At 68.6% G+C, this 20,779-nt stretch carries 26 protein-coding genes, 1 pseudogene and 2 riboswitches; of the genes and pseudogenes, 14 read left to right on the top strand and 13 right to left on the bottom strand.

The window, feature by feature from the left end:
* Positions 1 to 31 precede the first annotated feature (31 nt).
* Both ACIHFB_RS26570 and ACIHFB_RS26565 read left to right on the top strand, forming a co-directional pair.
* Positions 32 to 565 carry an AAA family ATPase gene (locus tag ACIHFB_RS26570; protein WP_400128281.1) on the top strand — a complete coding sequence of 178 codons (534 nt, stop codon included), beginning with the start codon at positions 32 to 34 and terminating at the stop codon, positions 563 to 565.
* A 224-nt stretch (positions 566 to 789) separates the two neighbouring features.
* A complete protein-coding gene (locus tag ACIHFB_RS26565; RefSeq protein WP_400128106.1) occupies positions 790 to 1,653 on the top strand; it encodes an LLM class flavin-dependent oxidoreductase in 864 nt (287 codons plus the stop codon).
* Between the two features lie 117 nt (positions 1,654 to 1,770).
* Here the strand turns inward: ACIHFB_RS26565 and ACIHFB_RS26560 are convergent, their stop codons facing one another.
* The 10 genes from ACIHFB_RS26560 to gvpO are packed head-to-tail and all read right to left on the bottom strand — an operon-like array spanning position 1,771 to position 6,993.
* On the bottom strand, positions 1,771 to 2,055 hold the full coding sequence (locus ACIHFB_RS26560; RefSeq protein ID WP_365282964.1) for a gas vesicle protein K: 285 nt from the start codon (positions 2,053 to 2,055) through the stop codon (positions 1,771 to 1,773).
* On the bottom strand, positions 2,052 to 2,240 hold the full coding sequence (locus tag ACIHFB_RS26555) for a gas vesicle protein (RefSeq protein WP_328368606.1): 189 nt from the start codon (positions 2,238 to 2,240) through the stop codon (positions 2,052 to 2,054). The genes ACIHFB_RS26560 and ACIHFB_RS26555 overlap by 4 nt, the downstream gene beginning before the upstream one ends.
* Positions 2,237 to 3,067 carry a GvpL/GvpF family gas vesicle protein gene (locus ACIHFB_RS26550; protein ID WP_400128105.1) on the bottom strand — a complete coding sequence of 277 codons (831 nt, stop codon included), beginning with the start codon at positions 3,065 to 3,067 and terminating at the stop codon, positions 2,237 to 2,239. Before ACIHFB_RS26550 ends, ACIHFB_RS26555 begins: the two co-directional genes overlap by 4 nt.
* Positions 3,064 to 3,432: a gas vesicle protein gene (locus tag ACIHFB_RS26545; protein ID WP_365282966.1), complete on the bottom strand. Its 369-nt coding sequence runs from the start codon at positions 3,430 to 3,432 to the stop codon at positions 3,064 to 3,066. The genes ACIHFB_RS26550 and ACIHFB_RS26545 overlap by 4 nt, the downstream gene beginning before the upstream one ends.
* A complete protein-coding gene (locus ACIHFB_RS26540; RefSeq protein WP_400128104.1) occupies positions 3,429 to 4,514 on the bottom strand; it encodes an SRPBCC family protein in 1,086 nt (361 codons plus the stop codon). Before ACIHFB_RS26540 ends, ACIHFB_RS26545 begins: the two co-directional genes overlap by 4 nt.
* Positions 4,511 to 5,134 (bottom strand): DNA primase, encoded by a 624-nt coding sequence (locus tag ACIHFB_RS26535; protein WP_400128103.1) that lies wholly within the window; start codon positions 5,132 to 5,134, stop codon positions 4,511 to 4,513. The genes ACIHFB_RS26540 and ACIHFB_RS26535 overlap by 4 nt, the downstream gene beginning before the upstream one ends.
* Positions 5,131 to 5,394: a gas vesicle protein GvpG gene (locus tag ACIHFB_RS26530; protein WP_365282969.1), complete on the bottom strand. Its 264-nt coding sequence runs from the start codon at positions 5,392 to 5,394 to the stop codon at positions 5,131 to 5,133. The genes ACIHFB_RS26535 and ACIHFB_RS26530 overlap by 4 nt, the downstream gene beginning before the upstream one ends.
* A 10-nt stretch (positions 5,395 to 5,404) precedes the next feature.
* Positions 5,405 to 6,163, bottom strand: a complete 759-nt coding sequence (locus ACIHFB_RS26525) for a GvpL/GvpF family gas vesicle protein (protein ID WP_400128102.1) — start codon at positions 6,161 to 6,163, stop codon at positions 5,405 to 5,407.
* Positions 6,160 to 6,609, bottom strand: coding sequence for a gas vesicle structural protein GvpA (locus ACIHFB_RS26520; RefSeq protein ID WP_365282060.1), 450 nt, complete (start codon positions 6,607 to 6,609; stop codon positions 6,160 to 6,162). The genes ACIHFB_RS26525 and ACIHFB_RS26520 overlap by 4 nt, the downstream gene beginning before the upstream one ends.
* Positions 6,610 to 6,657: 48 nt before the next feature.
* On the bottom strand, positions 6,658 to 6,993 hold the full coding sequence (gene gvpO / locus ACIHFB_RS26515; RefSeq protein WP_400128101.1) for a gas vesicle protein GvpO: 336 nt from the start codon (positions 6,991 to 6,993) through the stop codon (positions 6,658 to 6,660).
* A 231-nt stretch (positions 6,994 to 7,224) separates the two neighbouring features.
* A riboswitch (cobalamin riboswitch) is annotated at positions 7,225 to 7,406 on the top strand.
* On the opposite strand from gvpO, the pseudogene ACIHFB_RS26510 reads away from it, so the two are divergent.
* From ACIHFB_RS26510 to ACIHFB_RS26490, 5 genes and pseudogenes are all read left to right on the top strand, one after another.
* Positions 7,401 to 7,634 (top strand): annotated as a pseudogene (locus ACIHFB_RS26510) (NAD-binding protein); the annotation flags it as partial. It overlaps the preceding riboswitch by 6 nt.
* Positions 7,631 to 8,407 carry an enoyl-CoA hydratase gene (locus ACIHFB_RS26505; RefSeq protein ID WP_400128100.1) on the top strand — a complete coding sequence of 259 codons (777 nt, stop codon included), beginning with the start codon at positions 7,631 to 7,633 and terminating at the stop codon, positions 8,405 to 8,407. The pseudogene ACIHFB_RS26510 and the gene ACIHFB_RS26505, both read left to right, overlap by 4 nt.
* A gap of 54 nt (positions 8,408 to 8,461) precedes the next feature.
* Positions 8,462 to 8,602: riboswitch (cobalamin riboswitch) on the top strand.
* A 34-nt stretch (positions 8,603 to 8,636) separates the two neighbouring features.
* Entirely contained in the window at positions 8,637 to 8,852 is a 216-nt protein-coding gene (locus ACIHFB_RS26500) for a CbtB-domain containing protein (protein WP_365282057.1), read from the top strand.
* A 36-nt stretch (positions 8,853 to 8,888) separates the two neighbouring features.
* A complete protein-coding gene (locus tag ACIHFB_RS26495) occupies positions 8,889 to 9,755 on the top strand; it encodes a CbtA family protein (protein WP_400128099.1) in 867 nt (288 codons plus the stop codon).
* Entirely contained in the window at positions 9,752 to 10,483 is a 732-nt protein-coding gene (locus ACIHFB_RS26490; protein WP_365282055.1) for a (2Fe-2S)-binding protein, read from the top strand. The genes ACIHFB_RS26495 and ACIHFB_RS26490 overlap by 4 nt, the downstream gene beginning before the upstream one ends.
* A 160-nt stretch (positions 10,484 to 10,643) precedes the next feature.
* On the opposite strand, the gene aceB is transcribed toward ACIHFB_RS26490, so the two are convergent.
* The 3 genes from aceB to ACIHFB_RS26475 all read right to left on the bottom strand — a co-directional run bounded on the left by aceB (position 10,644) and on the right by ACIHFB_RS26475 (position 15,107).
* Entirely contained in the window at positions 10,644 to 12,254 is a 1,611-nt protein-coding gene (gene aceB / locus ACIHFB_RS26485; protein ID WP_400128098.1) for a malate synthase A, read from the bottom strand.
* A gap of 100 nt (positions 12,255 to 12,354) precedes the next feature.
* Positions 12,355 to 13,638: an isocitrate lyase gene (gene aceA, locus ACIHFB_RS26480; RefSeq protein ID WP_400128097.1), complete on the bottom strand. Its 1,284-nt coding sequence runs from the start codon at positions 13,636 to 13,638 to the stop codon at positions 12,355 to 12,357.
* Between the two features lie 530 nt (positions 13,639 to 14,168).
* Complete coding sequence (locus ACIHFB_RS26475) at positions 14,169 to 15,107, bottom strand: helix-turn-helix domain-containing protein (RefSeq protein ID WP_365282052.1); 939 nt, start codon at positions 15,105 to 15,107, stop codon at positions 14,169 to 14,171.
* Between the two features lie 195 nt (positions 15,108 to 15,302).
* On the opposite strand from ACIHFB_RS26475, the gene ACIHFB_RS26470 reads away from it, so the two are divergent.
* The 7 genes from ACIHFB_RS26470 (at position 15,303) to ACIHFB_RS26440 (ending at position 20,679) form a co-directional block, all read left to right on the top strand.
* The gene (locus ACIHFB_RS26470) at positions 15,303 to 15,992 is read left to right on the top strand and encodes a DJ-1/PfpI family protein (protein ID WP_365282051.1); all 690 of its coding nucleotides are present in this window, start codon (positions 15,303 to 15,305) and stop codon (positions 15,990 to 15,992) included.
* Between the two features lie 75 nt (positions 15,993 to 16,067).
* Positions 16,068 to 16,385, top strand: coding sequence for a hypothetical protein (locus ACIHFB_RS26465; protein ID WP_365282050.1), 318 nt, complete (start codon positions 16,068 to 16,070; stop codon positions 16,383 to 16,385).
* Entirely contained in the window at positions 16,382 to 16,861 is a 480-nt protein-coding gene (locus ACIHFB_RS26460; RefSeq protein WP_365282049.1) for a hypothetical protein, read from the top strand. Before ACIHFB_RS26465 ends, ACIHFB_RS26460 begins: the two co-directional genes overlap by 4 nt.
* A 2-nt stretch (positions 16,862 to 16,863) precedes the next feature.
* Positions 16,864 to 17,160 carry a DUF3817 domain-containing protein gene (locus ACIHFB_RS26455; RefSeq protein WP_400128096.1) on the top strand — a complete coding sequence of 99 codons (297 nt, stop codon included), beginning with the start codon at positions 16,864 to 16,866 and terminating at the stop codon, positions 17,158 to 17,160.
* 116 nt (positions 17,161 to 17,276) lie between these two features.
* Positions 17,277 to 18,479, top strand: coding sequence for an FAD-dependent monooxygenase (locus tag ACIHFB_RS26450; RefSeq protein ID WP_365282047.1), 1,203 nt, complete (start codon positions 17,277 to 17,279; stop codon positions 18,477 to 18,479).
* A gap of 456 nt (positions 18,480 to 18,935) precedes the next feature.
* The gene (locus ACIHFB_RS26445) at positions 18,936 to 19,730 is read left to right on the top strand and encodes an SDR family oxidoreductase (protein WP_365282046.1); all 795 of its coding nucleotides are present in this window, start codon (positions 18,936 to 18,938) and stop codon (positions 19,728 to 19,730) included.
* Between the two features lie 214 nt (positions 19,731 to 19,944).
* Complete coding sequence (locus ACIHFB_RS26440) at positions 19,945 to 20,679, top strand: SDR family oxidoreductase (protein ID WP_365282045.1); 735 nt, start codon at positions 19,945 to 19,947, stop codon at positions 20,677 to 20,679.
* The last annotated feature ends 100 nt before the right edge of the window (positions 20,680 to 20,779 follow it).

Here is a 20,779-nt window from a genome sequence, read left to right as displayed (position 1 = left end):
GCAAGCGGCTGCCGGTAGCCTCCGCCGGATGATGGTGGGCACCGATGACACGAGGCTGGTGTTCCTGCGTGGCAACAGCGCCTCGGGCAAGTCGTCCGTCGCGGCCGGCATCCGCGACCGCTTCGGACGCGGCCTGGCTCTGGTCGGCCAGGACAACCTCCGACGCATCGTTCTGCGGGAGCGGGACAGGCCGGGCGCGGCGAACATCGGCCTGATCGACCTCACGGCCCGCTACGCGCTCGATGCCGGGTACCACGTCGTCGTCGAAGGCATCCTGTACTCCGACCACTACGGCGACATGCTCGCCGAACTGCGCGCCGCCCACCGCGGCCCGACCCACGCCTACTACCTGCACGTACCGTTCCAGCAGACCCTCGCCCGCCACGCCACCAAGCCGACCGCGAGCGAGGTGAGCGAGCCGCGGCTGCGCGAGTGGTACCGAGAGCTCGATCTCCTGCCCGGCGGCACCGAGACCGTCATCGGGGCCGGCAGCACTCTCGAGGAGACCGTCGACCGCATCATGCTCGAAACCGGCCTGGCCGACCTTCCCGCCCTGGACCGCTGACCCCTCCATCGGTAGCCGGAAGAGGTCCGGGGGTCCGGGGTTTCGGGCGGGGCTGAATCGGGCTGACGGGCCGTCGGCTCGGGCACATCGTGTGCGTGCAGCACGAGGACTGCCGGTGTATGGACGGCCCCGCCGGTATGGCGGGCCGATGTCACTGCGGTCGCCTGTGCGGCATCTGTGCGCATGATGGGATCGGAGCGAGTCCCCTGCGACTGGAGGAACGGATGGACATCGGAATCGGCCTTCCCAACACGGTTCCCGGAACCGAACCGCCGAGGCTGCTCGACTGGGCCCGGCAGGCCGAGGAGGCGGGGTTCACCACCCTGGGCACGATCGGCCGACTGGTCTACCCGGGCTACGAGGAACTGATCGCCCTCGCTGCGGCCGCCGCCGTCACCAGCAGGATCCGCCTGACGACGAGCGTGCTCCTCGCGCCGCTCCACACCAATGCCGCCCTGCTGGCCAAGCAGGCGGCCTCCCTCGACCGTATCTCCGCCGGACGGTTCGTGCTCGGGCTGGGACTCGGCGGGCGCGACGACGACTTCGCCGCCAGCGGACTGTCCACCAAGGGCCGAGGGCGCCGCTTCGAGGAACAGCTTCAGGAGATGAAGCGCGTCTGGGCCGGCGAGGAGCGTGGATTCGCCGGCGCGATCGGGCCCAGGCCCGTACGCGAGAGCGGTCCCGAGCTGATTCTGGGCGGTTCCACCGAGGCCGGCTTCCGGCGGGTGGCGGAGCTGGGCGACGGCTGGATCATGGGCGGCGGCACCCCGGAGATGTTCTCCCAGGCCGCGGTCGGCGTGGACGCCGCGTGGCGGGACGCGGGGCGTGCGGGCACGCCCCGCAAGCTGTCACTGGCCTACTTCGGGCTCGGCCCCGACGCCCGCGCGCAGGCGGACGCCTACCTCCTGGACTACTACGGCTTCCTGGGCGACGCCGCGAGCCAGGTCGCCGCGAGCGCCGCGGTGAGCTCGGACATGGTCAAGTCCTACGCCGCCGCCTTCGAGGCCGCCGGCTGCGACGAGCTCATCTTCGTCCCCACCGGATCGGGACTCGACCAGATCACGCTGCTCGCCGAGGCGATCGCCTGACCCGCACCCGCCTGTGCGGACTACGTGAGGATCGCCTTCGTACGGCACGATCTGCCTGTTGACGATTGCCCCGAACTCCCCGACCGCACGCCCCGGAGCGTCTCACTCCGGGGCGTCTCACTCCCGAGGAAGCAGCGGCCCCAGTGGCCCGAGGTCCAGATTCAGGTCCTCGGGGCGCAGCCCGTAGCGTTCGCGCAGCTCGGTCATGCGCTCCTCGAGCAGCATCAGTGTGAGCCCGATGCGTTCCTCCTGCTCCTCGCTGAGGTCGCCTTGGTCGAAGCGGCGCAGCGCCTGGCGTTCCATCAGCTGGCGCAGCAACTCGACCACGGTGAGGACGAGTTTCACCAGGTCGCGTTCGACGGTGTCGGGCTCGAGGTCGAGTCGGTTGCGACGCTCGTTCACGGTGAGTCACCCCAGGGGGACGGCACTTGTCGGTTCACGGAGCTGATCAGGGCGTTGAGGTCGATACGGACGAGGTCGACGTCCGCGATGCGCAGGGTGATGTCTCCCGTGATGACCACTCCGCCGGCGAGCAGCCGGTCGAGCAGGTCCACGAGAGCCACCTCACGACCCTCCACGACGGTCATGTGCCCGCCCCCGGACCGGTTTCCGGACTGCTCTGCGAACCGCCGCTCCCGACACTCTCGACGAAGGAGTAGGCCGCCCACGGCCCGGTCAGCTCGATCCGGACCCCCCTCTCGCGGCACTTCGTACGGTCCAGGACGTCCATGAACTCCGCGGCGTACGGACGGGGCACCAGATACGCGGCGTTGAGGACGTTCTGGCCCGGGGCCGAGGAGAGGGCCGGGTTCTGCGGCGGATGCAGCCGGGTCCCTTCCGCGTGCGCGGAGAGCGTGGCGTGCAGCCGGTCGGCGAACCCTTCGGCCTGCTGCCAGGTGTCCTCGCGGGCCATGACCGTCCGGCGCCGCTGCCGCAGGTAGTCGCGGCCCGAGGCCGGCTTGCCGCGAGGGCCGTCGCCCTGCGCCGGCTCGGCGTCGGGTTCGGGTTCGGGTTCGGGTTCGGCGTAGACCTTCACACCCCATTCGATACGGCCCTGAAGCCGGTCCAGGGTGTCGCGGAAGTGGGCCGCCTGTTCCTCCATCATCAAGCGGACGCCTGTGTCGTCATGGAAGACGGTGGCGAGGCGCAGCGGCAGCGGGGTGATCGACGCGCCCATGAGCGCCTCGATCACCCGCTCATGGGCGCGCGCGGTATCGGCGAGCCAGTCGAGGTCCTCCAGGTGGGCGCGGAGCGGCTGCTCGGCGAAGTCGCGCTCGGGCACATGGCTGACCACGGCGACCAGGCCGAGGTGCGGGAACATGTGCGGCCGGTCGCCCGCGACGCCGGTGAGCCCGGCCGGGAGTTCTGCGCCGAGCGGCTCGCAGATCGCGTAGACGTACCGCAGTTCGGTCACGCCGAATCCCCTCCTCCGTCCTCGCGGGTGCGCTCGGCCCGGGCCGTGGGTGGCGCCGCCTCCAGCTCCTCCAGGCGCGCCAGTCGTTCGCGCAACTCGGTGTTCTCGCGCGCGAGTTCGTTGCGGCGGGCGCGGGAGGAGAGGGCCGGGTCGTCCTCCCACCAGTCGATGCCCATCTCCTTGGCCTTGTCGACGGAGGCGACGATGAGGCGGAGCTTGATGGTGAGCAGCTCGATGTCGAGCAGGTTGATCCGGATGTCACCGGCGATCACGATGCCCTTGTCGAGGACACGTTCCAGGATGTCGGCAAGACTGCTGCCGCCGTCGTGTCCGTAGGGCTGCGGGAGCCGGCTCGCCGTGGTCATCGCCGGCTCCCGCCCTCGGCGTACTCTTCCTCGTCTTCGTACGCCTTCTCGTCCTCGGGCTCCTCCTCGTATTCGCCCTCGGGCTCCTCGTCGTCCTTCGCGCTCTCCTCGGCTTCCTCCTCGTCGCCTTCGTACTCGTACTCGCCCTCGCCCTCGGGCTCCTCCTCGTACTGCTCGTCGTCCTCCTGGCCCTCGTTCTCCTCCTCCGCGACCGCGTCCTCGTGGCTGCGGAGGACCTCGCCGTCGCCGATCTCGCCGCGCCAGCCGTCGGAGGCCTCGCCCTTGAGGGCGATGAAGCGGGCGTAGTTCTTGAGGTCGAGCCGGGCCCGGTGGCCCTGGGCGCGCCAGATGTTGCCGGTCTTCTCGAACAGACCGCTGGGGTAGTACTCGATGACCAGCAGGACGCGGGTGAGGTTCTCCGCGATGTGGTGGAAGGACACGACGCCCTTCGTGGTGCCCTTGGCGCCCTCCGACGTCCAAGCGATGCGGTCGTCGGGGATCTGCTCGGTGGTCTTCGCCTTCCAGCTGCGGTTCGACCAGAAGACCTTCAGCTGCCAGTCGGACTGGGTGTCGTCCGCACGGCCCGCGCTCTTCACACCCTTCGCGAAGGTGCTGAACTCCTGGTACTGGGTCCACTGGTCGTAGGCGGTGCGCACCGGCACGCAGACGTCGACCTGCTCGATGATGACGGTCGGCTTCTTGCCCGCGGCGCCCTTGCCCTTGCCCTTGCCGCCGCCGAGGTTCTTCAGGGCGCCGACGACCTTTTCCTTCGCACCGGAGACACCCACTGCCAGGGCGGAGCGCAGCGGGCCCTTGCCCTCGGCGAGCTTGCGGCCGCCGTCCAGCGCGAGCTTGCCGAAGCCGGGGCTGTTGCCCTCCGCTATGTCGTTGAGCTTGCCGGTGGTCTCGCCGAGCTTGCGGCCGACGCCGACGAGCAGGCGCTCGGCCTGCGCGGAGAGGTACTGCTGCACCTCCGCCTTGAGCCGGTCGGCCGCCTCGCTCTGGGCGAGGCCGGACAGCGGAGTCGCACTGGTGGCCTTCCCGGCCGCGTCAGTGGCCGTGGATGCCGGGTTCGGAGTCATCGCTCGCCGCCTCCCTTCCCTTTCGTGGCACGCGAGGGGGTCCTGGCGGCCGGCTTCCGGGCACCTGCGGTCTTCTTCGGGGCCGTCTTCTTGGCGGGCGCCTTGCGCGCGGACTTCTTGGCGGTCTTGGGGGCGGTCTGGGAGGCGCTCTTCTCCGCCGGAGCCGGAGCCTTCCGGGCGGCCCTCTTGCGCGACGTCTCCTCGCTCTCGTCGGCGTCCAGGGACTCGTCGCGGTCCTCGAGCTTCTCTTCCTGCTGTTCCTCGTCCTGGTCTTCCTCGTCCTCGTCGTGCCCGGTCTCCACGACACCCGCGAGCTGGTCGCGGACATCGGCGGTACGGCCGTGCAGACGGTCGGCGAGCGCATCCATCTGCCGCTCGACCAGCGCGCCCGAGGCGGCCTTGCCGACGCCGCTCAGGTCCTGGCGCAGCTCGTCGCCGATCTGCTTGAACTGCGGGTTGTCCTTCAGCTGCCGCGAGACCAGGTCCGCCACGGCGCCGGGGCTCAGGTTCAGTCGCTTGCCCGCGATCAACGTGCCCGCGGCCATGGCCAGTTTCAGCTTCTTGGTGCGTCCGAGGACGTACCCGGCCCCGATCGCGAGGCCGATGAGTGTTCGGTTCATGGTGTCGTCCCGTCGTCCGTTCCGAAGCTTCTGTGTGTGGCCGTCTCCAGCCGGTCGAGGAGTTCGTCCTCCAGTTGGTCGAACTCCTCCTCGGTGATCTCACCGGCCTCCAGCAGCGTCTCCAGGCGGGCGAGTTCGGCCTGGATCGTCGCGGGGTCGTAGTAGATGCGTTCGGCTTCCTGCACCACCTGCTCGATGACCCACGCGCTGCCGCGCACGGGGGCGAACGGGAGGAGGAGCACTTCCGAGATCAGTCCCACGATGTGCCTTCTAACCGTCGGTGCCGTCGGTGCCGGCGGGTCGAGCCGGGCCCGGCTCGACGAAGCTGTACGGAGGCAGCGGGCCGTTGACGCTCATTTCGAGGTGCGGGACGGCCGCGCGCAGTTCCTCCACCTTCTCCAGGAAGCCGGCGGCCGAGTCCCGCTCCACCAGGAAGGAGACATTGACCAGCCATCCGCCCGATCCGGGGCCGAGACTGGTCGCCGCGGCGTATGGCGCGAGGGCCTCCTGCACGGCTGTCGCGTCCTGGGCCTCCTGCGCCTGCACGGCGGCGGCGATCATCTCGCCGAGCTGGAGCTGCCGCTCGTGGCTGCGGCCGCCCGCCTGCCGGCCGGCTTGGACGAGGGCCCGCAGCTCGGGACTGTCGGCCAGCACGTGGTGCAGTACCGCTTCCTCGACGTGGGAGGCCTTGAGGTTGTACTCGACCTTGCCGTCGAGCGCTTTGAGCCGCTCCTCGTAGTGGTTCGCGCGCTCGGCGAGGACCGCGGTGACCTTGCTGTCGTCGGGGGCCACACTTCCGAACCGCAGGGGCAGTACGCAGCCGGTGGAGCCGGTCTCGGCGAGCACGTTCTGGTGGGCGAGGAGTTCGCGTCGCTTGGGGCGCAGGTCCTCCGGCGCGTCGCTGACGACCGCCGCGAGCTCACCCTCTTCCAGCACACGCACCGGCTGGGGCGGGTTGCCCACGCCGTCCAGGCCTTCGGGGAGGGCGGGGTGCGACCGCGCGGTGATGGCGTAGACGTAGGTGCTCACTCGTCTTCCTCCCTCTCCTTGCGGCGCGCAGCTGTGCTCTTGCGCGTCCGCGGCCGGCGCTCATGCTCTTCCTGCTCCTTCGAGGAGCCCTCGTCACGGCCTTGCCGGAAGGCGTCGGAGATCGTCTCCGCGGCGCCGGACAGCGCGCCCTTGGATTTGCCGCGGGCGCCGGACTCGGTGATCTCGCCGACCATGTCGGGCAGGCCGGGGCTCTTGTGGGGGCCCGCCTCCAGGTCGAGGCGGTTGCAGGCCTCGGCGAAGCGGAGGTAGGTGTCGACGCTGGCGACGACGACCCGTACGTCGATCTTGAGGATCTCGATGCCGACCAGGGAGACACGTATGAACGCGTCGATGACCAGACCCCTGTCGAGGACGAGTTCCAGTACGTCGTAGAGGCTGCTGCTGCGGCCTCCTCCGCTGGCTTGTTGTGCTGGGACAACGGTCATGTCTGTCGTCCTCCTTGCCGGGGGAAGGGCTGACCGCGGGCGGGCGGCCTACTGGCCGCCGGAGCGGTCTGTTTCGGACCGCCCCCTCTCGTAGCGACGGATGCGCCGGTAGCCGGTGAGCTGTCCCTGTTCGTCGAGGTCCACCTGATAGCTCGCCATCAGGCTCATCGTCTCCGGGACCTTGGCGAGTTCGAGGACTTCGATCGCCAGGGACCAACCGCCGTCCGTCTTCTCGAAGGACGAGACGGTCTCCGCTGTCATGCCGGTCATGTCGCCGAGCTGGTCGCGCGCCCGGCGCAGTACCTCTGTCGGCGTCTGCCGGTCGTCGTCCGTCATGGCGTCGTCCTCGCTCCGCACGCTTCGAGTACCGCGGTCTGCCGTCATATGTGATTTATGTGAGTTTTATGAGGTTTTTGTGAACTAGTGAGGCGTGCAGCGGCTCACGGCTCACGCGCAAACTCACGCGTTCTCCATCGCCACACCGTCTTCGAGTGGCCCTAAGGCTTTGGGCTAAACCTTCTCGAATTGCGCGGCGGCCGAGAATGTGATGTCGGCCGGACCGGCAGCGACGTCATGGTGGGGTCCCGCGGGGTGGATTTACTGGGACGTCCAACTATATTGTCGTGAGCACAAGGCCCGCGGTGCAGGGAAGCCGGTGTGAATCCGGCGCGGTCCCGCCACTGTGACCGGGGAGTACGCCGTCGAGAGTTACGCCACTGACGAGCTGGATGTCGGGAAGGCGGACGGCGCGCGCTGATCCGGGAGTCAGGATACCGGCCGCGGGATGTTCCGGCCCCGTCCCGGCCGGCCCCGCCAACCGCGGCTACCGGCCGGGATTCGCCGCCTCCCTCATGGCCAAGGACCTGGCCCTGGCCGCCAACGCGGTCCGGTCGGGCGGCGTCCATGCGGAACTCGGTCTGCGCGCGGCCGAGTTGTACGCCGCCTATGCCGAGCGCGCCGGAGCCACGGAGGACTTCTCCGGCATCGTACGGACGATCAGGGACCGGAGCGGGGAACACGCATGAGCACCGAGTACGAGACGATCCTCGTCGAGCGCAAGGGCCGTACCGCCCTGCTCACCCTCAACCGTCCGAAGGCCCTCAACGCACTGAACCTGAAGGTCATGGAGGAGGTCGTGGCCGCCACCGAGGCCCTCGACCGGAACCCGGAGTGCGGGTGCATCGTGATCATGGGCTCGGCGAAGGCGTTCGCCGCCGGGGCCGACATCAAGGAGATGCAGCCGCAGGGCTACCTGGACATGTTCCTCACCGACTGGTTCACGGCCTGGGACCGGCTCGCCCAGGTGCGCACGCCGACCCTCGCGGCCGTCTCCGGATACGCCCTCGGCGGCTGTGAACTCGCCATGCTCTGCGACATCCTGCTCGCCGCCAACACCGCCGTCTTCGGCCAGCCGGAGATCAAGCTGGGCGTGATCCCCGGCAACTGCGGCTCCCAGCGGCTGACCCGGGCGGTCGGCAAGGCCAAGGCCATGGAGATGTGCCTGACCGGGCGCACCATGGACGCCGCCGAGGCCGAGCGCGCCGGACTCGTTTCCCGGATCGTGCCCGCCGACGAGCTGCTCGGCGAGGCGCTCGCTGTCGCCGAGACCGTCGCCGGCATGTCGCTCCCGGTGGCGATGATGGCGAAGGAAGCCGTGGGCCACGCCTTCGAGACCACGCTCACCGAGGGCGTCCGCTTCGAACGCAGCCTCTTCCACGCGGTGTTCGCGACCGCCGACCAGAAGGAGGGCATGGGCGCCTTCGTCGACAAGCGGCCGCCCGAGTTCCGCCACCGCTGACCCGAAGAGGCGCGGGCTTCTGCCGGTTGATTTGGGGTGGACTTGATTGACCGGCCGGAGAAGCAGGCCGTACGTTCCCCATGTAGTGATGGCATAAGGAAGCTGGTGGAATTCCAGCACGGTCGCGCCACTGTGAGCCCGCCACCGGAAGGTGACGGGCGAGTCAGACACTGAGCCCTCACTCCGCCCGTACACGCAAGGGACGCACGATCCCCAAGGAGGGCTCACCTTGAGCAGCATTTCCACGCCCCGCCCGGCGTCCACACCGGTCGTCCTGCCGGTCTCCAAGGCCGTCATCTGGCTGGTCGGCACCGCTCTGATCGCGCTGGCCGTCTACTACTTCATCGGTGTCGACCAGGGCGCGGTGTCGGTGTTCGGAAACGACGCGCACGTGCACGAGTTCGTCCACGACGCTCGTCACTTCCTCGGCTTCCCCTGCCACTGACCCTCCGCCGGCACCAGGACGTACGGACAACTCGACATGGAAAAGAAGCTCATACTGCGCGGCGTGCTCGCCGGCGCGGTCGCGGGTCTGCTCGCCTTCGCCTTCGCGCGGATCTTCGCCGAACCGCAGATCGCCAAGGCCATCGACTACGAGAGCGGGCGTGACGCCGCACAGAACGCCCTGGACAAGGCGGCGGGCCTGCCCGTCGAGGCCGCAGGATCCGAACTGTTCAGCCGGACGATCCAGGCCAATCTCGGTATCGGCGTGGGCATCGTGTTCTTCGGCATGGCCATGGGCGCGCTGTTCGCCGTCGCCTACGCCGTCTGCCTGGGCCGCACCGGCGGTCTGCGCGCCCGCACGCTGGCGCTTCTCGTGGCGGGCGGCGGGTTCCTCGGCATGTACCTGGTGCCGTTCCTGAAGTACCCGGCCAATCCGCCTGCCATCGGTCACGAGGAAACCATCGAACAGCGCAGCGCCCTGTACCTGACCATGGTCGTCTGCTCCATCGCCCTCCTCGCCGGAGCCGTCTGGCTCGGCAAGCGGCTCCAGGCACGGTTCGGCAATTGGAACGCCACGCTCCTCGCCGTCGCCGCGTTCGTCGTGGCGATCGGGATCGTCATGCTGCTCCTGCCCCAGTACGGCGACCTCGGGTACAACAGGGACAACTACGGCAACCAGGCCACCGAGACCCCGCTGCCGCTGACCGACGCCAAGGGCACCATCGTCTACCCGGGCTTCCCGGCCGACGTGCTGTTCGCCTTCCGCTTCTACTCCGTGGGCGCGCAGCTGATCCTCTGGGCGGCCATCGGCCTGGTCTTCGCCCCGCTGGCGGAACGCCTGTTGCAGCCCGCGCGTCAGGACGCCCCCGCCACTTCTCCGAAGCCGGACCCCCTCCCGGCATGACCAGCCCACCGACGGCGAGCGCGGTGATCGAGGAGATCACCGCGCTCGGCCCGTTCTTCGCCGTAGAGGCACACCCGCCCGGCACGGAGCCGGCCGATCCCTGGCAGCCGATGTCCCGTCCGCTGCTCGCAGCGCGTGTGACGGGTGTGGGGGACTGGCTGGCCACGGCAGGCGGGCAGCCACCCGGCGCGGTCGAGGTGCGGGTGGCGGCCTCCGTCGCCCACCTCGGGCTGGCCGCCCGGCTCATCTCGCCCGCCCTGGCCGCCGCCGTGCTGCACGGCCTGGTCCTCGCTCCGGGCCTCGACGATCTGCGCTGGCGGCCCGTGATCGGTGGCCCGATCCCCTTGTCGCTGCCCTACGACGCCTTCACCGCCGAACCCGCAGACTCGCCGCCCCGGCTCGCCGACGAACTCAGCAGCCGCCTGCTGGACGGCGCTCTGCGCGAACTCGCCGACACCATGGCCCAGTTCTCGGTCTCCCGGCACATCCTGCGCGGCAACACCGCCTCGGCCGTCAACGGAGCGGCAACCATGATCACAGCGGCCCGCCCGGATCTCACCGCCCGGACCCGCACCCTCAGCTCGCTCCTTCTGCAACGGCCCCCACTGCGCGACACCAGTACCTCGACGCCCGACGGAGCGTTCCGGCGCCGCAGTTGTTGCCTGATCTATCGCGCCGCGCCGGATGGCAAGGGGTCCTTGTGCGGTGACTGCGCACTGTCCCGCTGACCTCCCACGCCGAGGGCGGGAAGCGCCGTACTCGCGCTTCCCGCCCTTCCCCTGTCAAGCAGCCGCCGGTCCCTCAACCGGTGGCCGTCGTCCGGGCCCCTCAGCCCGGTCGCGCCAGGTTGCTCATTCCTGGCCGTATGTGTGGAATTCCCGGCCGGTCCTACGGTTGAGCAGTCCCGGGGTTCGTTGCCTCGATGTTCCGGACGAGGTGACGGGAGTAGGCGTCGGGAGTGAAGAACAGCGGCAACTCCTGCGCCAGGGCGGTGCGTTCGAAGACGGCTCGCACGGCGTCGAGATCCGCCCACGGGTATTCGGCGCCCAGCGCGGCGAGTTCGTCGTCGAGGACCCGCAGGACCCTCTCCCGGTCCAGGACACGGTGCCGCAGCCACTGCCAGATCTGCACCCGGGCGATCTCGGCGGTGGCCGCGTCCTCCATCAGGCCGTACAGGGCGACCGCGCCCTGCCCGCGCAGCCAGGCGGCGAAGTAGCGCAGCGCGACCGCGATGTTGGTGCGCAGCCCCTCCGGCGTGGGCGGACCGCTGATACGGTGCACCGACAGCAGGTCCGCCGCCGTCACCTCCACGTCGTCACGGGTGCGGTCGATCTGGTGCGGCCGTTCGCCGAGGACACCGTCGAAGACCTCGCGGCACACCGGGACGAGGCCGGGGTGGGCGACCCAGGAGCCGTCGAAGCCGTCCTCGGCCTCGCGTTCCTTGTCGAGGCGGACCTTGGCCAGGGCCGCCTCGTGCGCGGCCCCGTCCTTGCTGGGCACCTGGGCTGCCATGCCGCCGATGGCATGGGCACCACGCTTGTGGCACGTGCGGACGACCAGTTCGGTGTAGGCCCGCATGAAAGGGGCGGTCATCGTCACCTGTGCGCGGTCCGGCAACAGGAAGTCGGTGCGGTGGCCGAAGGTCTTGATCAGGCTGAACAGGTAGTCCCAGCGGCCCGCGTTGAGGCCGGAGCTGTGCTCACGCAGTTCGTGGAGTATCTCCTCCATCTCGAAGGCGGCGGTGATCGTCTCGATGAGGACGGTGGCGCGGATCGTGCCCCTGGGGATGCCGAGCAGATGCTGCGCCATGATGAAGATGTCGTTCCAGAGGCGGGCCTCGTACCGGTTCTCCAGCTTGGGGAGATAGAAGTACGGGCCGCGTCCGGCGTCGATCTGGCGCTGCGCGCAGTGGAAGAAGTACAGCCCGAAGTCGACGAGGGCGGCGGGCACCGGCCTGCCCTCGTACTCCAGATGCTCCTCGTCGAGATGCCAGCCACGCGGCCGGACCACGATGGTGGCCGGCTGTTCCCCGAGCCGGTACTCCTTGCCCTCCGGCGTGGTGAAGTCGATGCGCCGCTCGATGGCGTCGAGCAGATTGATCTGCCCGCCGATGAGGTTGTCCCAGGTGGGGGCAGTGGCGTCCTCGAAGTCCGCGAGCCATATCCGGGCACCGGAGTTGAGGGCGTTCACCGTCATACGGCGGTCCGGCGGCCCGGTGATCTCGACGCGGCGGTCGGTCAGGCCGGGGGCGGGGGGTGCCACGCGCCAGGTCGGATCGGCGCGGACGGCGGAGGTGACCATCGGGAACTCGAGCGGGGAACCGGACGCGAGCCGGATCGCCTGCCGCCTGCGCTCCTTGAGGAGTTCCTGGCGGCGCGTGCCGAAGGCGGCGGCAAGGTGGCCGACGAAGTCCAGGGCGGAGGGCGTGAGGATCTCGTCGTAGCGGTCGCCCGGTGCCGCGAGGACGCGGACGAGGTGGGTCAGTGCGCTGGTGGACATCAGGATCTCCTGATCGGGGAGCGGAGCGGGAGCCGGGCGGGGACGGTCGCCCGGCTCCCGCCCGATCAGGGGAGGAGGCCCGCGGGCGACCGTGCGGTGCCTAGTGGAACTGCTCCTCCTCGGTGGAGCCGGCCAGCGCGGTGGTGGAGGAGGCCGGATTGACGGCGGTGGAGACGAGGTCGAAGTAGCCGGTACCGACCTCCCGCTGGTGCTTCACGGCGGTGAAGCCGTGCTCCTGGGAGGCGAACTCCCGCTCCTGTAGGTCGACGTAGGCGGTCATGCCGTGCTCGGCGTAACCGCGGGCGAGGTCGAACATGCCGTGGTTGAGGGAGTGGAAGCCGGCCAGCGTGATGAACTGGAACCGGTAGCCCATCGCGCCCAACTCCCGCTGGAACTTGGCGATCTGGTCGTCGTCCAGGGCGGCCTTCCAGTTGAAGGACGGCGAGCAGTTGTAGGCGAGCAGCTGGTCCGGGTGCTCGGCATGGACCGCCTCGGCGAACTCTCGGGCCTGGGCGAGGTCCGGGGTGCCCGTCTCGACCCAGATGAGGTCGGCGTACGGGGCGTAGGCGAGGCCGCGGGCGATCACGGGGGCCATGCCGTTCTGGACCCGGTAGAAGCCCTCGGACGTGCGCTCGCCGGTCACGAACCGGGCGTCGCGCTCGTCGACGTCGCTGGTCAGCAGGTTGGCGGCGAGCGCGTCGGTGCGGGCGACGATGACGGTGGGCACATCGGCGATGTCGGCGGCGAGACGGGCCGCGTTCAGGGTGCGGATGTGCTGCGAGGTCGGCACGAGGACCTTGCCCCCGAGGTGCCCGCACTTCTTCTCCGAGGCGAGCTGGTCCTCGTAGTGGATGCCGGCGGCCCCCGCCGCGATCATCGCCTTGGTCAGCTCGAAGGCGTTCAGCGGTCCGCCGAACCCGGCTTCCGCGTCGGCGACGATCGGCGCCAGCCAGTCCATGGTGTCGCCGGCGTTCTCGGCGGTGGCGATCTGGTCGGCGCGCAGCAGCGCGTTGTTGATCCGGCGGACCACCTGGGGCACGGAGTTGACGGGGTAGAGGCTCTGGTCGGGGTAGGTGTGGCCGGCCTGGTTGGCGTCGGCGGCGACCTGCCAGCCGGACAGATAGATGGCCTGGAGCCCTGCCTTGACCTGCTGGACGGCCTGGCCGCCGGTGAGCGCGCCGAGCGCGTGGACGTAGTCGAGCTCGTGCAGCTGCCGCCACAGCCGTTCGGCACCGCGCCGGGCCAGCGTGTGCTCCTCACGGACGCTCCCGGAGAGCCGGACCACGTCCTCGGCGCTGAAGGTGCGCTCGATTCCCTGCCAGCGCGGGTCGGTGGCCCAGCGCCCCGCGAGTTCCCCGGCCGCCTGCGTCCTCGACTCTGCCATGACTGTCACCGTCTCCTCGGTTGGCCGCTCTGCCAATCTCCCGGTCATCAGAAGTAGCGAGTGGCACTGTGTGTCTCGAATTGTCTCGATCTTGGGTGCGGCCCGCCGTCCCGTCGCCGAGCGGAGCTGAGCAATGCTGCCGTGCAATGCGCGCACAACTGCCGGGATCGCCGACGTCAGGGCGTGAATCGTGCCCGGTTCTTTGCGCCTGCTGCCGAAGGTTCGGCGGGCCGCACTGGAACTCTGGCACTGGCACTAAGTGCCAACAAGCGTGGATGGCTGCCAATTGCTGCGAATCTTCTTTGCGTACTTTGCAAAGCTTGCGAAGGGTGCGGGCTCCTCGCCGGGCACTGTCTAGTGGGCCCGGTGGCTCACAAACCGATGACGGGCTGCCGGTCAGTGCTTTGCGATTTGGCCAAGTGGGCGGGGGCGGTGCCGTTGTCGCCGGCCATCGCGATGTCCGGGATGCCTCCCGCGAGGGTGAGTCGCTCGGCGAGTGTCGGCGACGGCGTCGCGGGCCTTGTCGGAGCTCAGCTGAATGTGCGCCGGTAGGTCTGCGGGCTGACGCCAGTCGTGCGTTTGAAGCGGTCGCGGAAGGTGGTGGGTGAGCCGAAGCCGACCTGGGTGCCGATGCGTTCGACGGAGTGCTCCGTGGTCTCGAGCAGATGCTGTGCCTGGCGGATGCGGGCTCGATGGAGCCACTGGAGCGGGGTGGTGCCGGTCTGGTCGCGGAAGCGTCGGATCAGGGTGCGGGTGCTGGTCCCCGAGTGGGTGGCGATGTCAGTGAGGGTGAGATTGCGGCCCAGGTTTTCCCGCAGCCAGGTGAGAAGCGTCTCGAGGTCGGAACCCTGTGGCGTGGGAGCGTGGTCGTAGACGATGAACTGCGCCTGCCCGCCCTCCCGTTCGAGGGGCATCACCGACAGCCGGGCTGCGTCGGCGGCGACGGCCGAGCCGTAATCACGGCGGATCATGTGCAGGCACAAGTCCATACCCGCGGCTGCGCCGGCCGAGGTGAGGAACTGGCCGTTGTCGACATAGAGGACATCCGGGTCGACGTCGATGTCCGGATGGCGTGCGGCCAGAAGCCCGGCCGCACGCCAATGGGTGGTTGCCCGCAATCCGTCGAGGAGACCGGTGGCAGCCAGCGGGAAGGTGCCTGCGCAGATGGAGGCGATCCGCGTGCCGTCGGCGGCGGCCGAACGCAGTGCATGGCGCACGGGTGAAGCGAGCGGGGCCATGGGATCGGTGACACCCGGCACGATGATCGTGTCCGCGTCCTGGAGGCCCTCCAGGCCCCAGGGGGCGCGCAGGGTGAACGCCCCGGCGTCGATCTCGTCGCGCTCGGCGCACACCCGGATCTGGTAGCCGGGGCGGCCGTCGGGGAGTCGGGTCCTGGTGAAGATCTCGATCGGGGTGGACAGATCGAACGGGATCACCTGATCCAGCGCGAGAACGGCGACGGTGTGCATGACCGGAACCTCCCTCCTCATCGTGCGGCAGATCTGGCCCGGTATCCGGATAACCCCATGTCATCGCAGGTATGAGCCCTCTGGTAGTCCTTGGCGATATCCCGTTGAAAACTGTCACTAGTGCCACTGGGCGATCAGGGCGGCAGCCGGTTGACTTCGGAGCGTCAGAGGAAATCGACATCCGAAGGAACACCCATGCGCATCCAGATTGTCCTGTTCGATGGCTTCGACCCCCTCGATGTCGTCGCCCCCTACGAGGTGCTGTACGCGGGCAGCGCCGCATCAGAGGGTGCGGTAACCGTCGAGCTGGCCTCTGCTGAGGGTCCCCGGGAGGTGATCAGCGGTACTGGAGGGCTGGCACTGCGTGCTACCGCCGCCCTCGACCTGGAGCGTGCGGACATGTTCCTGGTGCCCGGGGCGTCCGGACGCGTCGGCGAGCCAGGCGAGGTTCCCGAGGAAGAGGTGGGTGCCGGCGAGTGGAAGCAGGACGAGTTCATCCCGGTGCTCCTCGGCCGCACGCTGACCACCGAGCTGCCGGCGTTGCTCAAGAAGGCGATGGATGACCCGGACATGACGGTCGCGACCGTCTGTGGCGGCTCGCTCGTCCTGGCCATGGCGGGTCTGCTGGAGGGGCGCCACGCCACCACGCACCACATCGGCCTGGACATGTTGGATGCCACCGGCGCCCACGCGGTCCGCGCCCGAGTCGTGGACGACGGTGACCTGATCACCGGAGCCGGCGTCACCTCCGGGCTCGACCTGGGGCTGTACCTGCTGGAGCGCGAGGTGGGTCCCCGCGTCGCGCACGCTGTCGAAGAGCTCTTCGCCCACGAGCGGCGCGGGACCGTCTGGCGCGCCCAGGGCCCGGTTCCCGCCGTCCTCTGAACATTCGGGCCGCGCTCCTTGCCGCCCATTCGTCCGCCATCTCCCTTGCACAGCACAGTCAGGAAGAACATCAGCATGTCCGTTGAAGGCACCTGGAACCTGTCCATCTCCACCCCCATTGGCAAGATGAAGGCCGTGGTCGAACTCCGTCGGCAGGACGGTGTCCTGACCGGTGTTGCCCACGGAGCCGGTGAGGAGGTGCAGCTGAACGACGTCGTCATCGACGGCGCCCGGCTCACCTGGAAGCAGGCCGTCACCAAGCCCATGCGGCTGAAGCTGGTCTTTGACGTGACTGTCGAAGGCGACACGCTCAAGGGCACCTCGAAGGCTGGCCGCCTTCCGGCCTCGAAGGTCACCGGCGAGCGTCAGGCCGCCCCGGAGCGCCAGGCATGACCAAGTTCCTCCTGTCCTTGCATGTTCTGGCTGCCATCGTGGCCGTTGGTCCGGTCACCGTGGCCGCGAGCATGTTTCCCGCGACGTGGCGCCGCGCCCTCGGCGACTCCGGCCATGGCGAGGCGCTGACGGCCCTGCGGACGCTGCACCGCATCTGCCGCGTCTACGCGGGAATCGGCATCGCGGTTCCCCTGTTCGGCTTTGCCACGGCCAGTAGCCTCGGCATCCTCGGCGATACCTGGTTGGTTGCTTCGATCCTGCTGACCGCAGCGGCCTCCGGTGTCCTGGCGCTGGTGATCCTTCCTGCTCAGGACCGCGCCCTGGCCGGGACGGAGATTGCACGCTCGGCGCCGTCGTCAGCGGGCACCCCGTTGTCACCGGGCCGTCTCGCCATGTTCACCGGCGTCTTCAATCTGCTCTGGGCCACGGTCACCGTCCTGATGATCATCCGCCCCGGCTCCACCACGGGGGTGTGACCGTGCACGTGCGGTCTCCGAGCCATCTGCGCATTGCCGCTCACGTCGAACTGATCTCGCTGATCGTGATGCTGGCCAATCTGTTCACCGTCCACCTCGAGCCCGTCTCGTCCCTGATGGGCCCCACTCACGGCTGCGCCTACCTGTTCGTCGTGATCGCGACCTGGCGTCTCAGGCGGACCACGACCGCCGCCAAGGTCCTGGCCGTCGTTCCGGGCGTCGGCGGGCTGCTCGCGCTGCGGCAACTCGACCGCGTTGATACGGCCCGGGCCCTGCCGGAAGAGGTCATCCCGTCATGAATCAGGTGTCGTTTACTAAGTGGAGGCGCGTCCGGTAACGTTCTGGGTGTGATCGGACACGTGTCCACTTGGTTGGTGAGTCCGATGTGCGGATCGCCAACCAGAGGGGTTGGGCCATGTCGGCACCAACAGCGCCGCTGTGGTTTCCCGTGCATGAGGGAATCAACATCATGAACACGCAAGCACGCAAGATGCACCCCGTTCGCGATTGTTCCGGGCGTCAGGGCACCGCCGTCATGGTCGGCGCATCTCTTTCAGGCTTGATGACCGGTCTGGCCCTTTCTCGCGCCGGAATCGACGTCACGATGCTGGAGCGAGTGGACGACTTCCCTCGCACTGGTGCGTCTCTCGGCTCTGTGCGTGAAGGCCTGTTCGAAAGACTCACAGGGCGCGAGCGCTCGGATGGGGACTCGACGGCGCTCAGCCCTTCATCCGACTCCGCCCCTGTGATGACCTGGACCGCCGTTCATGACCGGCTGCGTGCGGCCGTCGACGCCGATCCCCACATCGAGCTTCGTCACAACACGTCCGTGAAGAGCGTTGGCCAGGACGCCCATTCCGCGTGGGCGACTACCTCGAACCACCAGGTGTTCCGTGGTGATGTCCTGATCGGCGCCGATGGTCACCGAAGTGTCGTGCGCAGGAGCGTCTCACCTGACAGGCCCGACGCGACCTTCGCCGGATATGTGCTCTGGATCGGTCTGACCGATGAGTCCGCGATTCCCTCACGGCACCGGTGGCCCCGGGCCATGGAGATCCTGGGCACCGGGGACAGCTACCTCTTCGGCTACCCGCTGCCCGGCCGCGACGGCTCTGCCGTTCCGGGGTCCCGCCGGCTCGGCTGGGGCTGGTTCGACGCCAGCCGCAATGAACTCCTCCGTAACACGGGGTGCGTCGTCGGCGACGTCGTGCACCATTCACTCGCTTCCGCGGACATGCCAGAGGCGACTCTCCGTCAACTCACAGCAGAGGCCAATGACCTCTGGCCGGCCCTCTGGCGCGATGTCATCCTCGACTGCGCTGCAAGGCATGCCGTCATCGGCACTCCGATCGCAGAGTACGTTCCCGACAGACTCGTCAACGGGCGCCTTGCCCTCGTGGGAGACGCTGCGCATGTGCCGACCCCTATGACGGGTTCCGGATTCAACGCGTCGCTTGACGACGCCGAGGCCCTCGCTGAATCTGTTGCATCCGGTGTCCAAGGACCAGCGCTGACACATGCTCTCCGAGACTACGAGAACAAGCGGCTCGGCGACGTCCGAGCGATGGTTCAGTCGGGACAGCAGTTCAGCCGCTCCTTCGCCGGTCACGCCGTCTGAACCCCTCCCAGTGAGCCTCAGGGGTGGCAAGAACCGGGAGGCAAGGCGAGCACTCCGGGCGCCCTACCGGCCCCAGCGCAAAGGTAATCGGATACGCTATCCGAATGGACGAGATATCCGCCAGGCAGGCGGTGTCGGCGACGTACCACACGGTTGCCCTCTCAGCTGCACCACGACAGCGTTGCGGCCGCTCAGATCAGGCATCTCAGCGGGCCGAGCCGAGAAGGCAATCCACAAGATCCGCCGCTGACGACTTGCCGACGGCCTCACGCGCCCTCGACATCCCGTGAAGCCCGCGGCCCGTGACCGCGGACGACCTTGCAGTCCTGGCCACGCTGAACAACTCCGGGCTGGAGATGGCGTCGACCTCGCGCCAGGGCCCTCTCAACCACAGTTGGAACATCGGGGCCGGCACTGCTCCGGTGACGTCGCCAACCCGTAAAGCGAGGAGCCGTCATGTACGACCCGTCCGTCATCTCCGGCCGAACAGCCCTGATCACCGGGGCCTCTTCCGGCATCGGCGAGGAGTTCGCCCGTCGGCTCGCAGCGCGCGGCGCCCACCTTCTGCTCGTCGCGCGGTCGATCGACAAGCTTGACGCCTTGGCGGCGTCGCTTCGCGCCGCGCATCACGTTGACGTGTTCACGGAGAGAATCGATCTCTCCGCAGCCCACGCATCGGAACGCCTCTTCCAGCGCATCGCCGACCTCGGCCTCTCCATCGACTTCCTTGTGAACAACGCGGGCCTCAGCCCTCTCGGAGCAGTGGCGGACATGGACCCGGAAGCCGCGGGCCCACTTGTCAATCTCAACGTCAGGACAGTCATGGAGAACACCGTCCGTGTCCTGCCCGACATGGTCTCGCGAGGCGGCGGCGTGATCATCAACATCGCAGGAACTGGTGCTTTCCAGCCCGCCCCCTATATGGCGGCGCGTACTGCGAGCGCGGCATTCGTTCTGTCGTTCACTCAGGCTGTGAGCGCCGAGAACGCCGACACCGGTGTCCGCGTATTCGCCCTCTGCCCCGGACCGACCGACACTCCCATGATGAGCGGTCAGAAGTCGCCGCTGGGCAAGATGCGCACCCCCGAGCAGGTGGTCACCACTGCTCTCAAGGCACTCGGCGTTCGAAAGGCATCCGTCGTGGACGGCCGGCTCAACAACCTCATCGCCCGAGTCGGCTCCCGCCTACCAGAGGCGATGACCCTCGCGATGGCGCGCCGCATCATGAAGAGGACCACGGCTGTTTCCTGAACATCTGACTCCACGTCGTTGCGGGTAGACCGCCCCGTCCAGGGCTCCCTGGTCGAGAACTTCCGGAAAAGGGTGCTGCCCCACTCCCGCCTGCCCATTTGCCAAGTGGAGGTGCCGCCACTTAGTGTAGGCGTGAAGCGGGGACGCCGCCACTTTTGGCTGTAGAGCATGGCGCCCGCCCGCTCCCATCGTCCGTCCGGAAGGACTCTCAATCATGTCGGGTATCGAAGGTAAGGTCGTGGCGATCACTGGTGCCAGCAGCGGCATCGGCGAGGCGACCGCGCTTCTGCTGGCCGAACGAGGTGCGAAGGTAGTCCTCGCGGCACGCCGTCCGGAGCGTCTCAAGGCTCTTGCCGGTCGCATCGAGAAAGCAGGTGGTGAAGCCGCCTGGATCAGCACGGACGTGACGAAGCGTGACGACGTGAGCGCCCTGGTCAAGCTGGCCTGTGACCGGTTCGGCAAGCTGGACACCCTCGTCAGCAATGCGGGCATCGGTCTGATCTCCCCCTTCGACGAGCTCCGCGTCGAGGACTGGGAGCAGATGATCGACATCAATGTGAAGGGTGTCCTCTACGGGATCGCCGCAGCCCTGCCTGTCTTCCGGGCACAGGGCTTCGGGCACTTCGTCAACACCGTGTCCACTGCCAGCCTGCGCATCGTTCCGACCATGGGCGTGTACGCCGGTACGAAGAGTGCAGTCTCCGACATCTCCGAGGCCCTGCGCCAAGAGTCGAACGGCAGCGTCCGCGTCACCACCATCTCGCCGGGGTTCGTTGCGACGGAGTTCGCGGAGCCCATGAACGAGACGGTCAGGGGCGACATCCAGACCATGATGGACAAGATCGCGATCCCGCCGGAGGCGGTGGCCGGCGGCATCGCCTATGCCATCGAGCAGCCCGACAGCGTCGACGTGGGCACCATCGTCATCCGTCCGACCGCGCAGGACTAAGGTCCGTCCGTAGCCACACAGGCCACCCGCTGCGTTCGGGTCGACCTCGATCCCCTGGCCCGCTGAATCGCAGCGTTGCAGGCGAGGGGAACGCTTCTGT

Source organism: Streptomyces sp. NPDC051963, assembly GCF_044593495.1.
In the GTDB taxonomy this organism is placed as follows: Bacteria; Actinomycetota; Actinomycetes; order Streptomycetales; family Streptomycetaceae; genus Streptomyces.
Note: the sequence above shows the minus strand (reverse complement) of the source record. Positions and strands in the feature narration are given on the sequence as shown.